The sequence below is a fragment of the Priestia aryabhattai genome, assembly GCF_023715685.1.
GTDB classification, from domain to species: domain Bacteria; phylum Bacillota; class Bacilli; order Bacillales; family Bacillaceae_H; genus Priestia; species Priestia aryabhattai_B.
This window is the reverse complement of record NZ_JAMBOQ010000001.1, coordinates 553,754-568,732: the sequence shown is the minus strand read 5'-3', so window position 1 is coordinate 568,732 and position 14,979 is coordinate 553,754. Positions and strand designations below refer to the sequence as shown.

General features: G+C 38.6%; 17 protein-coding genes and 1 pseudogene. All 18 read left to right on the top strand.

The window, feature by feature from the left end:
- Nucleotide 1: 1 nt before the first annotated feature.
- The 18 genes and pseudogenes from fliJ to M3225_RS02830 all read left to right on the top strand — a co-directional run bounded on the left by fliJ (nucleotide 2) and on the right by M3225_RS02830 (nucleotide 14,975).
- On the top strand, nucleotides 2-445 hold the full coding sequence (gene fliJ, locus M3225_RS02915) for a flagellar export protein FliJ (protein WP_251391024.1): 444 nt from the start codon (nucleotides 2-4) through the stop codon (nucleotides 443-445).
- A gap of 9 nt (nucleotides 446-454) precedes the next feature.
- Nucleotides 455-1,072 carry a MotE family protein gene (locus M3225_RS02910; RefSeq protein WP_251391022.1) on the top strand — a complete coding sequence of 206 codons (618 nt, stop codon included), beginning with the start codon at nucleotides 455-457 and terminating at the stop codon, nucleotides 1,070-1,072.
- 17 nt (nucleotides 1,073-1,089) lie between these two features.
- Entirely contained in the window at nucleotides 1,090-2,970 is a 1,881-nt protein-coding gene (locus M3225_RS29790; RefSeq protein WP_251391020.1) for a flagellar hook-length control protein FliK, read from the top strand.
- A gap of 9 nt (nucleotides 2,971-2,979) precedes the next feature.
- The gene (flgD, locus tag M3225_RS02900) at nucleotides 2,980-3,408 is read left to right on the top strand and encodes a flagellar hook assembly protein FlgD (protein ID WP_251391018.1); all 429 of its coding nucleotides are present in this window, start codon (nucleotides 2,980-2,982) and stop codon (nucleotides 3,406-3,408) included.
- 25 nt (nucleotides 3,409-3,433) lie between these two features.
- On the top strand, nucleotides 3,434-4,234 hold the full coding sequence (gene flgG / locus M3225_RS02895; protein ID WP_251391016.1) for a flagellar basal body rod protein FlgG: 801 nt from the start codon (nucleotides 3,434-3,436) through the stop codon (nucleotides 4,232-4,234).
- 35 nt (nucleotides 4,235-4,269) lie between these two features.
- On the top strand, nucleotides 4,270-4,479 hold the full coding sequence (locus M3225_RS02890) for a flagellar FlbD family protein (protein WP_221779301.1): 210 nt from the start codon (nucleotides 4,270-4,272) through the stop codon (nucleotides 4,477-4,479).
- A gap of 3 nt (nucleotides 4,480-4,482) precedes the next feature.
- Nucleotides 4,483-4,914 carry a flagellar basal body-associated protein FliL gene (gene fliL, locus M3225_RS02885; RefSeq protein WP_251391014.1) on the top strand — a complete coding sequence of 144 codons (432 nt, stop codon included), beginning with the start codon at nucleotides 4,483-4,485 and terminating at the stop codon, nucleotides 4,912-4,914.
- A gap of 20 nt (nucleotides 4,915-4,934) precedes the next feature.
- Nucleotides 4,935-5,921: a flagellar motor switch protein FliM gene (gene fliM / locus M3225_RS02880; protein ID WP_251391012.1), complete on the top strand. Its 987-nt coding sequence runs from the start codon at nucleotides 4,935-4,937 to the stop codon at nucleotides 5,919-5,921.
- 4 nt (nucleotides 5,922-5,925) lie between these two features.
- Complete coding sequence (gene fliY / locus M3225_RS02875; protein WP_251391010.1) at nucleotides 5,926-7,056, top strand: flagellar motor switch phosphatase FliY; 1,131 nt, start codon at nucleotides 5,926-5,928, stop codon at nucleotides 7,054-7,056.
- A 21-nt stretch (nucleotides 7,057-7,077) separates the two neighbouring features.
- A complete protein-coding gene (locus tag M3225_RS02870; protein WP_251391008.1) occupies nucleotides 7,078-7,440 on the top strand; it encodes a response regulator in 363 nt (120 codons plus the stop codon).
- 63 nt (nucleotides 7,441-7,503) lie between these two features.
- Nucleotides 7,504-8,145: a flagellar biosynthetic protein FliO gene (locus M3225_RS02865; protein WP_251391006.1), complete on the top strand. Its 642-nt coding sequence runs from the start codon at nucleotides 7,504-7,506 to the stop codon at nucleotides 8,143-8,145.
- Complete coding sequence (fliP, locus tag M3225_RS02860) at nucleotides 8,138-8,806, top strand: flagellar type III secretion system pore protein FliP (protein ID WP_014458448.1); 669 nt, start codon at nucleotides 8,138-8,140, stop codon at nucleotides 8,804-8,806. Before M3225_RS02865 ends, fliP begins: the two co-directional genes overlap by 8 nt.
- 10 nt (nucleotides 8,807-8,816) lie before the next feature.
- Nucleotides 8,817-9,086 carry a flagellar biosynthesis protein FliQ gene (fliQ, locus tag M3225_RS02855; protein ID WP_016765390.1) on the top strand — a complete coding sequence of 90 codons (270 nt, stop codon included), beginning with the start codon at nucleotides 8,817-8,819 and terminating at the stop codon, nucleotides 9,084-9,086.
- A 2-nt stretch (nucleotides 9,087-9,088) separates the two neighbouring features.
- On the top strand, nucleotides 9,089-9,865 hold the full coding sequence (gene fliR / locus M3225_RS02850) for a flagellar biosynthetic protein FliR (protein ID WP_251391004.1): 777 nt from the start codon (nucleotides 9,089-9,091) through the stop codon (nucleotides 9,863-9,865).
- 2 nt (nucleotides 9,866-9,867) lie between these two features.
- Nucleotides 9,868-10,949 (top strand): annotated as a pseudogene (gene flhB, locus M3225_RS02845) (flagellar biosynthesis protein FlhB).
- Between the two features lie 30 nt (nucleotides 10,950-10,979).
- On the top strand, nucleotides 10,980-13,016 hold the full coding sequence (flhA, locus tag M3225_RS02840) for a flagellar biosynthesis protein FlhA (protein ID WP_251391002.1): 2,037 nt from the start codon (nucleotides 10,980-10,982) through the stop codon (nucleotides 13,014-13,016).
- Nucleotides 13,016-14,113, top strand: a complete 1,098-nt coding sequence (flhF, locus tag M3225_RS02835; RefSeq protein ID WP_251391000.1) for a flagellar biosynthesis protein FlhF — start codon at nucleotides 13,016-13,018, stop codon at nucleotides 14,111-14,113. The genes flhA and flhF overlap by 1 nt, the downstream gene beginning before the upstream one ends.
- Entirely contained in the window at nucleotides 14,106-14,975 is an 870-nt protein-coding gene (locus M3225_RS02830; RefSeq protein WP_251390999.1) for a MinD/ParA family protein, read from the top strand. The genes flhF and M3225_RS02830 overlap by 8 nt, the downstream gene beginning before the upstream one ends.
- Nucleotides 14,976-14,979 lie beyond the last annotated feature (4 nt).

The following is a 14,979-nucleotide window of genomic DNA, read 5'->3' as shown; positions in this document are numbered from 1 at the left end:
TATGGCATATGAATTTAGGTTATCTAAAATAATGGTAATCAAGTCAAATGAAAAAGATGAACTGCTATCTCAATATAATCAATCTTTACAGCAGTTTGAAACAGCGGGTGAAAAGCTTTATAAAAAGTTAAAAGAAAAAGAAAAGCTGATTGAACAGCATACGGACAAAATGAAGCAAGGGCTTTCTATTTTAGAAATTAAATCATTTCAGCAGTTTTTAACAAGTGCCGAACGAGTGATTGAAAGGCTACAACAAGAGGTCATGCTTACAAGACAGCAAATGAACTTAAAGAAACTTAAGTTAGAAGAAAAGAACATAGAAGTAAAAAAGTATGAAAAGTTAAAAAAGAGAGACTACGATTCTTATATAACAGCGGAAAAACAGTTAGAGGCTAAGCAAATGGATGAGCTGTCGCTACAGCAGTACATGCTGCATAGAAATTAGGTGAAAAACATGGCTAAACAAAAAGAATTAAGAGAAGAGTACGAAAAAGAAAAGTCTTATAGTAAAAGCCAATTGTTTTTATTTTTAATCTTTATTCCAGCGGGGTTCCTCATCTTGGCAGCTTATATTGTCCTGACACTTTTAGGCGTTAATGTAAATGATAAAGTTTCAGCTGTTACACACGCTATTCCGTTTGTATCAAGTGAGCAGTCACAAAAAAATGAAAATATTCAAGAAAGCAATGAAGAAATACAAAAGCAGGTTGAGAGCCTTCAAAAGAAGCTGAGTGCTAAAGAAAAGCAAATTGCAGCTTATGAAAAAATGATCAGTACAAAAGATCGCCAAATGGATGAACTAAAAATTGAAATGCGTGATATGGAAGAAAAAGCCGATGATGAAGCGAAAAAACAAAAAAACAATCAGATAGCAAGGAAAGATGTCATTACTACCTATGAACACATGTCTCCTAAAAATGCAGCGCTCATTTTTGCCGAGTTAAAAGAAGACAAAGCCGTTGCGATGTTTAAGCAGTTCAAAGCAAGTACAAGAACGGCAATTTTAGAAAAAATGGACCCGAAAGTAGCTGCACGCTATACGACATTGTTAACGGATCAGATTGATGAATAAAAGCAGAGGTGAAAACAGTGGAAATTTCACTACGTCCAGCAGCTCCATTAAAGGTAAACTTCGATGAAAAAGCAGCTGTTATTCAGACTCAAGGTTTTTTTGAAGAAATCGTTCAGCAGCTTCAGCAGTTAGAGGCGCAGCCTTCAGCGGATAAGGAGAAATCATCGGACGAACAAGAGGTAGATCAAGCCGTCTTAAAGGCGGTCGGGTTAATTACGATTCAGTTAAGCGAAGCAGAAGATGAAGAAGCTGAATCGTCTGTTTTATACGAACACCTAGCCGAAATGATAAATAGGATTCCAAGTAGTCGCGATTTTGAGCAGCCGCTCCTAAAGATGCAGAATGTTTTAACAGAAATGGAGCAGGAGCCAGTTTCGTCCAAAACAGACAGTCAAGAACAGTATTTATCTTCTATTTCTACTTTGTTGACCATATGTAAAAATACATCGTCTGCTTTTCAAACAGAGTTTACTCAGCTGATGGAAGAACTCCTAAAACCGCAGCTGCAGTCAGTGAAGCTTTCGGATTCGCAGCTTGAGGATTTACGGAAAGCTGCTACTGAAAAAATAGAGAAAATTTATAAACAACCAGGTGTATTGACCGATACCTTACATGAAAAGCGCTCAGCTGGCTTTTCGGCGATTGTTCATTCAGCACCAAAAGATTCTGTAAGAGATGTGGCCCCTTTTCGTAAAGAGGAAAAAGTGCCCCTTTTAAATCAAATCTCTTGGAAAAAAGATGTGATTTTAAATAACGAAAGCACGGATTCAAATAGTTCAAGCAAGAATAGTGAAAGTTTTTTCGGTACAAACACAGCCGAGGCGACATTAGAAAATAATCCATCATCTTTTGGGGCTGGAGAAATGCTCAAGGTCCAAGAGTTTTCTATTGATTTAGGACAAGCACAATCTGAGCATCAACAGTCTGACAATCTGTTAAACGAGCTGCAAAAAGTATGGAGTAAAGCTTCGTTGAGTACTGAAGAGGGAACATCAAAGCTTCTCTTTAAGTTATTCCCAAAACAGTTAGGTAATATTTCAATTGAAGTGATTCAGCAAGGCAATGAAACGATTGCGCAGGCTGTCGTATCGTCAGCGAAAGCAAAAGAGCTGTTAGAATCCAACCTTTCGACTTTACGACAAGTTCTCACGTCTCAGCGTGTATCCGCTGATAAAGTCGATGCGGCGGTTGTTCATTCAGCACCATCAGAGTCTGCAAGAGATATGTATGCTTTTCGTAAAGAGGAAAAAGTGCCGTTTTTTAATCAACTCCCTTGGAAAAAAGATGTGATTTTACGTAGCGAAAGTATGGATACAGATAGCTCCCAAAAAAATAGCGAAAGTTCGTTTGGTACAAACCCAACCGGGGCGACAGTAGAGAACCATCCATCAACCTTTGGAACCGGAGAAATGCCTAAGATTCAGCAGTTTTCTATTCATCTAGGGCAAGCAAAATCTGACTATCAACAGTCTAGCAATTTGTTAAACGAGCTGCAAAAAATATGGAGTAAAGCTTCGTTGAGTACTGGAGAGGGAACATCCAAGCTTTTCATTAAGTTATTTCCAAAACAGCTCGGTGCGATTTCAATTGAAATGCTTCAGCAAGACAATGAAACGGTTGCGCGAATTGTCGTATCGTCAGTAAAAACAAAAGAGCTATTAGAATCCAACCTTTCGACTTTGCGGCACGGTCTAGCGTCTCAGCATGTATCAATTGATAAAATCGATGTGCTACTTTCAGAACAAGCGATGTCGTATAACAATGAAAATGACCAGCAAAAAGAAAGACAGGAAAAAGAGACATTTAGGAAAGAAGAAGATCAAGATTCACAACAATTGGAAGAATCGGCTTCCTTTCTATCTTCTTTTGAAGCAGCGCTCATTAATTACAACGTATAGGTGATAACAATGACAAATGAAATTACGTCTGACTTGTATCTAGGTAATAAAGAAACACAAGTGAAGCAGACGGGAAACAGCTCGCTTGGCAAAGATGATTTTTTGAAGCTTTTGATTGCTCAGCTTCAAAATCAAGATCCAATGAATCCAATGGAAGACAAAGACTTTATTGCTCAAATGGCTCAGTTTTCATTTCTTGAACAAATGACAAATATGAGCACATCGCTCAATACGTTTTTAACGCAGTCTCAGGCTTCTCCTATTTTAAAAGGAAGCGAATTAATTGGCAAAACCGCTGCATGGGTAGATGAACAAGGAAATAAAAAGCAAGGAGTCATTTCAACAGCATCTGTCAAAAACAATGAGATATCGTTTAGGATCAATGATGAAAATCATACGGTACTTTCGCTAAACGATATCCTAGAAGTAAGCAGTTAACCAACCAAATTTAAGGAGTGATTTTATGTTACGTTCGATGTATTCAGGAATCAGCGGCATGAAGAATTTTCAAACTAAATTAGATGTCCTAGGAAATAACATTGCCAATGTTAATACATACGGCTATAAAAAAGGACGTACAACGTTTCAAGATTTAGTGAGTCAGCAAGTAGCAGGAGCCACAGCACCGGCAGGAAACCGTGGAGGTGTCAATGCTAAACAAGTCGGTTTAGGTTCACAAATTGGCACGATCGATACAATCCAAACGGCAGGAAGCATTCAGTCAACGGGTCGTCCGCTGGATGTAGCTATTTCTGGAGACGGCTATTTTGTTGTAAATGATGGAGCATCAGACTATTACACAAGAGCAGGGAATTTCTATTTGGATAGTCAAGGTGATTTAGTAACTGGAGATGGATTATATGTACAGGGCACTAATGGAAATATTAGAATTGATCCAACTACAGCTAAAAGCTACAGCATTGGAGCGAATGGAACGGTTAATTATGTAGACAATAATGGTGCAACTCAGGTTGCAGGTACTATCAAACTTGCAAAGTTTGCTAACAATGAAGGACTTCAAAAAACAGGAGGAAACTTGTTTGCAGATACTCCAAACGCAGGGCTGGTTACAACTCCTGCAAACATTACTCCTGGAAACAACGGCACAGGAACTCTAGTCTCAAGCGCCCTTGAAATGTCCAACGTTGATTTATCGGAAGAATTCACGGAAATGATCGTTGCACAGCGTGGATTTCAAGCGAACACAAGAATTATCACAACATCCGATGAGATCCTACAAGAATTAGTGAATCTAAAACGATAGGCAGGAGGAAGGAGTGACTTTTACTCCGGTAGGTCATGATTACTTTAACAAAGCTAAACGGTAAAACATTTACGTTAAATGCTCTATACATCGAGCAGGTTGAAGCATTTCCTGATACGACCATTACGCTAACGAATAATAAAAAGCTAGTGGTAAAGGATTCAGTTGAAGAAGTGAATGAGAAAGTGACGCGTTATTATCAGCGAATTAACGTATTAGGACTGCAGCAAACGACGGAGGAATAAAGCGTGTTTAAAAATAAGTTAATTAGTAAGAGGATTATTATCCTACTTTCTCTTACTTTAATAGGAAGCATTGCGGTTATTGTCACGTTAAAGTATACAGAGCAGGCAAGTATTCAAAAAGGTCCATCTATCGACGATGTGATTAAAACCTCTGTAGATGTAACAGATATTAAAACAAATTTAAAAAGCAATAACTATATCAGTATCTCCTTTAAAATTCAAATGGATAGTAAAAAAGCAGCGGAAGAGCTTCAAAAAAGAGATTTTCAAGTAAAAGATATTATCATTAACGAGCTGTCAAATATGAGTGTGCAAGATTTTGAAGGAACGCAAGGGCTCAGCACGTTAGAAACAGATATTGCAAAGCAAATTGATCAGCTAATGGAAAACGGACATGTTGTTAGAATTTATACAACGTCTAAAGTGTTGCAGTAAAGAAACAGGGAGGGAAGCTAGTGGCTGGGGATGTATTATCACAAAATGAAATTGATGCGCTATTATCCGCGTTATCAACTGGAGAGATGAATGCGGATGAATTAAAAAATGAAAATAAAAAACAGCGTATTCGTACATATGATTTTAAACGGGCGCTGCGTTTTTCAAAAGATCAGATTCGCAGTTTGACGCGAATTCATGAAAATTATGCACGCATGCTGACCACTGTTTTTTCGGCGCAGCTTCGTAACGTTGTGCAAGTGTCCGTTGTATCGGTGGATCAAATTCCGTATGAGGAGTTTATCCGTTCTGTTCCTAAAGTAACCATCTTAAATGTGATAGCCGTCCCTCCTTTAGAAGGGCATATCATTATGGAAGTCAATCCGAACATTGCCTATGCGATGCTTGACCGCTTGCTTGGAGGACAAGGCGAGAGCGGTGAAAAAATTAGTAACTTAACGGAAATTGAAATGAGCTTGCTTCGAAACTTGTTAGATAAAACGTTAGAAAGTATGAGAGAAGCTTGGAGTTCCATTGCGGAAATTGAACCTGAAACATCAGAGTTTGAAGTGAATCCTCAGTTTTTGCAGGTGATTTCGCCAAATGAAATTGTCATTGTCATTTCATTGAACGTTCAAATTGGAGATGAAACGGGCATGATCAATCTATGTATTCCGCACGTTACGCTTGAACCTATCGTGTCCAAACTATCCGTTCATTACTGGATGCAATCTTCGAAAAAAGAACCTAATGTAGAAGAGATTGAGCAGCTAAAGAAACAAATTAATGATGCGGAATTGCAGGTTGTAGCTGAGCTAGGAAAAGCGGATATTTCAATTGAAGATTTCTTAGCATTAGATGCAGGAGATGTCATTCGACTGCAAACAAGCGTTCATAATCCGTTAACTATTTACGTCGGAGAGCAACCTAAATTTATTGCACAGCCTGGAAAAGTCAGTCGAAAAGTAGCTGTGCAAATTCTAGATGATGTTAAGAGGAGGAACTAAAGGAATGAACGATGACATGCTTTCGCAAGATGAAATTGATGCGTTGTTAAAAGGAACTTCTTCACTTGACGAGTTTTCGGAGCCGAACAAGTCAAGTCAAGTAGACGATTACTTTACGGAAATGGAAAAAGACGCGCTTGGCGAAATTGGAAACATTTCGTTTGGAAGCTCAGCAACGGCGCTCTCGGCTTTATTAAATCAAAAAGTCGATATTACAACACCGTTTGTATCGCTCATACATAAAGAAGAGCTAACGGGTGAATTTCCAAATCCTCATGTCGCTGTGCAAGTTCAGTATACAGAAGGCTTTTCTGGTACGAACTTGTTGGTCATTAAACATGAAGATGCAGCTGTTATTTCAGATTTGATGCTTGGGGGAACGGGAGAGAATCCGGCGGAAATCATGGATGAAATTAAGCTGAGTGCAGTGCAGGAAGCGATGAATCAAATGATGGGTTCTGCAGCAACGTCTATGTCTACAGTATTTCAAAAGAAAATTGATATCTCTCCACCGAGCTTAGATATTTTAAATATTCAAAAAGGGGAAGGTACAAAGCTGATTCCGCAAGATGACGTCTTTGTAAAAGTCTCTTTTAATTTGAAGGTGGGCACATTAATTGATTCGAATATTATGCAGCTTTTATCTATGCCGTTCGCAAAAAGTTTGGTTGAAGAGCTCTTAGTTCCAAGCGCAGAAGATACAGCTGGTTCTATTGAAAAAGAACCAGATTTTAATGAAAAGCAAACAGAATCGCAAGCAGCTGAATACATACAGCATGAAGAAACACAGCGGGCAGAATCTGTTCATGTACCAGTTGATGTTCAGCCCGCATCGTTTTCAGAGTTCGAGCACGTGTCTTCTCCTCAAGGAGATTCTCGAAATTTAGAAATGCTGCTTGATATACCGCTTCAAGTTACCGTGGAGCTTGGAAGGACAAAGCGAACGGTGCAAGAGATTTTAGCATTATCTTCTGGTGCAATCATTGAACTTGATAAACTAGCAGGTGAACCGGTAGATATCTTGATTAATAGCAAATTAATTGCAAAAGGTGAAGTGGTCGTTATTGACGAGAATTTTGGCGTTCGCGTAACCGATATTATTAGTCAAAGAGACCGTATTAATAAACTAAAATAATAATTTTTAGGAGGAGTAGAGATGGGAAACCGAATTTTAATTGTAGATGATGCTGCATTCATGCGCATGATGATTAAAGATATTTTAACGAAAAATGGATATGAAGTAGTAGCGGAAGCGGCAGATGGTCAGCAGGCTGTAGAGTTATTTAAAGAGCATGAACCAGATCTTGTCACAATGGATATTACCATGCCTGAAATGGATGGAATTACGGCCTTAAAAGAAATTAAAAACATAAAAAGTGATGCTAAGGTGATTATGTGTTCAGCCATGGGACAGCAGGCAATGGTGATTGATGCAATTCAAGCGGGGGCAAAAGATTTTATCGTTAAGCCGTTTCAAGCAGATCGTGTATTAGAGGCAATTTCAAAAGCAATTGGATAAACAACAGATTGGCGGGGTTTTCCCGCTAATCTTACACTATGTTGAAGTAAGAGGTGGCAGACATTGCTGCGAAAGTTCGTAATTGCTGTGCTGTTAGCAAGCGTATTAGCAGGATCAAATCAAATCGTCTATGCAGAAAGTGGATCTACATCGGTAAAAGAATGTTTGGAAAAAACGGAGAAGTGTTCGGAAAGTGAGAGTACTAATTCAAAAGAAAAAACTGAACTTCAGGGGACGCCTACGCTTTCAGCTGGAGATATCGTGAAGATGATATTCGCGTTTTTACTTGTAATTGGGCTGCTTTTTGCGCTCTTAAAATTTGCAAATAAAAAAGGAAGGCTGCTACAAAAAAATAAAGTAGTACAAAACTTGGGCGGTACAAATGTTGGAAGCAGCAAGTCTGTACAAGTAGTCAAAGTTGGAAATCAGCTTTTTGTCATTGGAGTTGGTGAAAATGTGCAGCTTCTTTCAGAAATTACAGGACAAGAGAAACAGCAGCTGCTTACGCAGTATGAAGAACAACAGAAAAACGAGGGTGAATATAAAGTCGTACTACCGGCGTTTTTAGAAAAATTAACTTCTAAAAAAGAAGAGAAGTCTAGTCATTCTTTTCAGCAGCTTTTTCAGCGAGAAATGAATGAAATGAAAATGAAAAGACAAAACGTACTGAAAGAGTTAGAAAGGAACAAAAAGAACGATGAATGAAGTGATGAATCTCTTTAACTCGAGCAGTCCTACAAATATTTCAACGTCTGTCCAGCTTTTGTTGCTGCTGACGGTGTTTTCGGTAGCTCCTGGAATTTTAATCATGATGACTTGTTTTACACGAATTGTCATTGTGCTTTCATTTGTGCGTACATCGCTCGGGACCCAGCAAATGCCTCCTAATCAAGTATTAGTTGGTCTATCGCTGTTTTTAACGTTTTTTATTATGGCGCCAACTTTTTCTCAAGTAAATGAACAGGCGCTTCAGCCGCTTTTAAAAGAAAAAATCACGTTGAATCAAGCCTATGAAAAAGCAGCCGAACCGATGAAAGAATTTATGAGTGCTCATACAAGACAAAAAGATTTAGCTCTTTTTTTAGAATATGCGGATATAGATAAACCATCATCTGTTCAAGATATTCCCTTAACTGCGCTCGTTCCAGCCTATGCGATCAGTGAGCTAAAGACGGCATTTCAAATTGGATTTATGATTTTTATTCCTTTTCTCATTATCGATATGATTATAGCAAGCGTGCTGATGTCTATGGGAATGATGATGCTTCCTCCCGTTATGATTTCGCTCCCGTTTAAAATTTTACTGTTTGTACTGGTTGACGGCTGGAATTTAGTTATTAAATCATTATTAATAAGTTTTCAATAGGTGGTAGACAATGAATGGAGAATTTGTCATTTCGTTAGCAGAAAAAGGCGTGTATACGATCTTAATTGTATCTGGTCCTTTATTACTGCTGGCCCTTGTAGTTGGGCTCATTATTAGTATTTTTCAAGCAACTACCCAAATCCAAGAGCAAACTCTTGCTTTTGTTCCTAAGATTGTAGCGGTCTTAGTAGGGATTGTATTTTTTGGTCCGTGGATGTTATCAAAAATGATTTCATTTACATATGAAATTTTTTCAAATCTGTATCGGTACGTAGGATAGCTATGAGTCAGTTGATCTTATCCTATCCCGCGTTTTTACTAGTGCTAGTGCGGGTAACGTCTTTTTTTATCACGGTTCCGCTATTTTCATACAAAACTATTCCCGCAGTTCATAAGGTAGGTTTGTCTGCCTTGCTATCCGTCATTATTGCGACAACGATTGATTTACCCGTCGTTTCGTTAGATGCACAGTTTGTATTTTTAGTATTAAAAGAATGTGCTGTTGGCTTGTTTATTGGTTTGACTGCGTATGTATTTATTATAGCTATTCAAATTGCAGGAGGTCTTATCGATTTTCAAATTGGTTTTGCCATTGCCAACGTAATAGATCCACAGACAGGGGCACAAAGCCCGATACTAGGTCAATATTTATATGTATTTGCTCTTCTATTTTTATTATCGACCAATGGACATCATTTATTAATAGACGGCATTTATAATAGTTATTTAATTATTCCGTTAGACAAAGTAGCTTTTCCTGTGGGAAGCCAAGCATTTGCTACACACATCATGACTGTTTTTTCATCGATGTTTTTAGTAGCTGTTCAAATGTCTTTGCCTTTGGTTGGTTCATTATTTTTAGTCGATATCGCGCTTGGAATCGTCGCGAGAACCGTTCCGCAGTTAAATATTTTCGTAGTGGGATTTCCGGTGAAAATTATTGTCGCTTTTATTTTGCTGATTGTAGTGATGGGGAGCATGTTTTATATGATGCAAATCATATTCGAACAAATGATAGAAGCGATGCGCGCGATGATCCGCATATTAGGAGGGGTGTAGCTTTGTTTTTAGTAAAAGTTGATTTGCAATTTTTTGCAGGAGAAAAAACGGAAAAAGCTACACCTAAAAAAAAGCAAGACTCTAGAAAAAAAGGACAAGTAGCTAAAAGTCAAGACGTTACAACTGCGCTCATCCTTTTAATGGTTTTTCTTTATTTTTTGTTTGGAGCCAAACAATTTTTACAGCAAATAATGAAGTTGTTAAGAGAAGCATTTCAAACGTATATGCTTGAGGAAGTGACGGCAGAGCGTGTATTTGCGATGTTTAAGCATCTTCTTCCTTCAATAGCCCTTGCAGCAGGTCCTGTTATGCTCGCAGCTTTTATTGCTGCGCTCGGAGCGAATTATATGCAGGTTGGCATTCTTTTTTCCACGGAGGCTCTTCATCCTAAGTTAGAAAAGATTAACCCTATTAGCGGAGCCAAACGAATTTTTGCCATGAGAGCGCTGGTAGAACTAATCAAGTCAACGCTGAAAATTATGTGTATCGGAGCCGTCACGTTTTTTATCTTATGGATTCACATAGAAGATGTATTAAATTTATCTCAAAAAGTATAGGGGACTCGCTGGTTGTTCTGTCTAAACTTGTTTTTCAAATGGGACTTGCAGCCTCGCTTATGCTTTTATTTTTATCGCAGCTTGATTATTTGTACCAAAAGTTTGATTTCGAAAAAAATATTCGAATGTCAAAGCAAGATATCAAAGATGAGCATAAAAACATTGAAGGAGATCCTCTAATCAAATCAAAAATAAAGCAAAAGCAACGGGAAATGGCAATGTCTCGCATGATGCAAGAAGTTCCAAAAGCAGATGTCGTCATTACAAACCCTACTCATTATGCCATTGCTCTAAAATATGATGAAGAAAAAATGGATGCTCCCTATGTTGTAGCCAGCGGCGTAGATTTTATTGCTCAAAAGATTAAAGGAATTGCCAAAAGTCATGAAATCATCATGGTAGAGAACCGCCCGCTGGCAAGAGCGCTTTTTGATCAAACCAAAGTAGGAGATGCGGTACCAGAAGAATTTTTTAAAGCGGTGGCTGAAATATTAGCTTACGTATACCGCATTCAAAATAAAATGTAACGTTACGCTATTGTAAGGAGAGAAAAATTAATGTCTGCAAGAGAACTGCCAGTTGTTATAGGTGTTGTACTCATTATCGTCATGCTTGTTATTCCGTTGCCTTCATGGTTATTAAGTATTTTAATCATGATTAACATTTCTCTTGCGCTGCTTGTACTGCTCGTTTCCATGAATATGAAAGAACCTTTAGAGCTATCGGTATTTCCGTCTTTGCTGTTGGTTCTTACGCTGTTTCGATTAGGTTTGAACGTATCGACGACACGTTCAATTTTAGGAACAGGAGAGGCAGGCGGAGTGGTTGAAACATTTGGACACTTCGTTATTGGAGGAAACCCATTAGTGGGTTTTGTTGTCTTCGCTATTTTAATTATCATTCAGTTTATCGTTATTACAAAAGGAGCGGAGCGTGTTTCTGAAGTAGCCGCACGTTTTACTTTGGATGCTATGCCGGGTAAGCAAATGAGCATTGATGCAGATTTAAATGCAGGTATGATTTCAGAAAAACAAGCGATTGACCGCCGTGAAAAAATTCAGCGCGAAGCAGATTTTTATGGAGCAATGGATGGAGCTAGTAAATTCGTCAAAGGTGATGCCATTGCAGGGATAGTCATTACCCTTATTAATATCTTGTTTGGAATTATTATCGGCATGCTGCAAATGGGAATGTCCATCACTGAAGCATCCCAAACCTTTACTTTGTTAACAGTAGGCGATGGGTTAGTGAGTCAAATTCCAGCCCTCATGATTTCAACAGCGACAGGTATTATCGTCACTAGAGCTGCTTCAACAGGCAATTTGAGCGAAGATATTACACAGCAGCTGTTTGCTTTTCCCGTTATGCTTTATGTAACTGGAGGAACGATTGCGGCTCTTGGTTTAATTACGCCAATTAATGATGTTATTACAATGCCTATTGCTATTTTGCTAGGAGTGGGAGGCTATTATTTGTCTCGGGCTAAGCATCAGGCGGTGCGTGAAGAAATGGCGCCTACTGAAGAAGAGCTGGAAGACAATGAATTGAAAAGTCCGGAGAGTGTTGTCAATCTATTAACCGTTGATCCAATTGAATTTGAATTTGGTTATGCATTAATTCCGCTTGCTGATACGAATCAAGGCGGCGATTTGCTCGATCGAATTGTCATGATTAGGCGCCAGCTGGCACTTGAGCTAGGGTTAGTAATTCCGGTTGTTCGCATCAGAGATAACATCCAGCTTCAGCCCAACGAATACTGTCTTAAAATAAAGGGCAATGAAGTGGCAAAAGGAGAGCTGCTGCTCGATCACTACTTAGCAATCAGCCCGGGAATGGATGATGATTTGATTGAAGGAATTGATACGTTGGAACCAGCTTTTAAAATGCTTGCAAAATGGATTAGCGAGTCGGTGAAGGAGCAGGCTGAGATGTTCGGGTATACGGTTGTTGACCCACCGTCGGTTGTGTCTACTCACATAACAGAAGTTATAAAGTCTTATGCGCATGAGCTGATTGGAAGGCAGGAGACAAAGCAACTAATCGATCACACAAAAGAAACCTATCCTATTTTAATAGAGGAAGTCACGCCAAATCCGCTTTCTGTTGGAGACGTTCAACATGTGCTGGCAAAACTTTTAAAAGAAAGCGTCTCAATTCGAAATTTACCTATTATTTTTGAGGTGTTGGCCGACTATGGAAAAATAACGTCAGACACTGATTTGTTAACTGAATATGTCCGGCAAGGTCTCGCAAGACAAATTACCAGTCAATACACGGTGCAAGAAGGTCTGCTTCGAGTTCTTACCCTTTCAGGGAAAGTGGAGAAAACGATGGCTGAAGCTGTTCAACAAACAGAGCACGGCAATTATTTATCACTAGACCCTAGTGTTTCACAAGCTATTGTAGAAAGTATAGTCAAACAAACAGAAACACTTTCTTTTCAAGAGCAGTCTCCAATTGTGTTATGTTCTCCCGCGGTGAGGATGTATGTGCGTCAAATCACTGAGCGGTATTTTCCCCATATGGCGGTTTTATCATATAACGAGCTAGAAGCAAATGTTGAAGTTCAAAGTGTTGGAGTGGTGGATATCTGATGAAAGTAAAAAAATACGTAGTAGCATCTATGCCGCAAGCCATGAAAGCCATTCGTTCAGATTTAGGTGAAGAAGCGGTTATTTTACATTCAAAACAATTTCGAACAGGAGGATTTTTTGGCTTATTTACTAAGACAAAAATGGAAGTATTGGCAGCTGTCGATTCGGTCGAAAAACTGAATGTAAAGAAGAAATCAGCGCCGGCAGAACCCGGTATGGAAGATAATACATCTTTTATGAAGCAGCAGCTCAGTGAGCTAAATGCTCTTGTCTCACAAATGAGTCAAATGCAAAAGGTTTCTTCAAGTTCATACCCACAAGCAGTGGAGAATGTGCTTGCTTATTTGCGTTTGCAAGAAATAGACGAAGCTATTTTAGAAAACGTAGAGACTCCTATGCTAGAGTACTATTATTTACATCGCCCTAACTCAAACCAACTCATGAAATGGACGCAGAGCTGGTTTGTCAATCAGTTTAAAGCAAGTGAATGGAGCGGTTCTTTCAAAAAATATGTAAGTGTAGTAGGGCCAACAGGTGTCGGCAAAACAACAACACTTGCTAAATTGGCCGCAAAGTGTGTGCTTGAACATAATCAAAAAATAGCATTTATCACAACCGATACGTATAGAATTTCAGCGATTGAGCAGCTCAAGACGTACGCTTCTATCTTGAATGCGCCTTTAACGATTTGTTATAACAGAGCGGATTTTAAAAAAGCTTTGGTAGAAAAAGAAGCATATGATGTAATCTTTATTGATACAGCGGGGCGTAACTTTTTAGAAGAGCAATATGTAAGTGATTTAAAGAAAATTATTACATTTCAAGAAAATTTGCAAACGTTTCTTGTTTTAGCTCTAACGTCAAAAGTATCAGATATGAAAGCTGTATATGAACGTTTTGCTAGTCTGCCTGTTGATCAATTAATTTTTACGAAGCGAGATGAAACAACCCAGAAAGGCTCGCTTTTAAATATGTTGTATCATTACGGCCAGCGAGCTGCTTTTACAACATACGGGCAGGATGTACCAGAAGATATTTCGCCTTTTAAAATAGAAGTGTTTATCGACGATGTGTTTGGAGATTGGAAAGATGAATGATCAAGCAGCAGTTTTAAGAGAAAAAGTGTTAAAAAAGCATCAAAACTCTTTAAGAGATTGCAAAACAATAGCCGTGTTAAGCGGAAAAGGAGGAGTTGGAAAGTCAAATCTATCGTTAAACTTATCTCTTGCGTTAACGAAGCAAAAGCAAAGAGTTCTTCTTTTTGACATGGATTTAGGGATGGGGAATATTGATATTTTGATTGGGCAAACGGCTTCATATACGATGGTTGATTTGCTAGAAAAAAAGCTTTCAATTGAGAAAATTATTAAAAAAGGGCCTCAAAACTTAGCTTACGTGGCTGGAGGGACGGGAATTTCCTCCGTATTTGAATGGTCTCCTTCAGCCCTTGGTTATTTAATAGAAAAGTTGAGTACGTTAACAAATCAGTACGATTATATGATTTTTGATATGGGAGCAGGAATGTCAGAGAGTGTCCTTAGGTTTTTAAAAGCCGTAGATGAAATGATTGTGGTCACAACACCTGAACCTACATCTATAACGGATGCTTACGCTGCTGTTAAACTAGCAGCTTCATATTCTGTATCAGCACCGGTTCGTCTTATTATCAATAAAACGCTTTCTGACACAGAAGGAAATCAGACGTATGAACGATTTAACCGAGCTGTTCAGCAGTTTTTGAACGTATCCATTTCTCTATTAGGTATTGTGCCAAACGATCAAGCTGTCCAAAAAGCGGTCAATCGCCAAATGCCTTTTTTGCTTCAAAATCCAACATGTAAAGCAAGTATATCCCTAGTAGAAATGGTGAATATTCTTATTCCTCAAGACGATAGGACAACGGCTAAAACAGAGGGAATGTTTATTCGGCGCCTCAAACGATTTTTTCTTGAAAGGTAGGAAA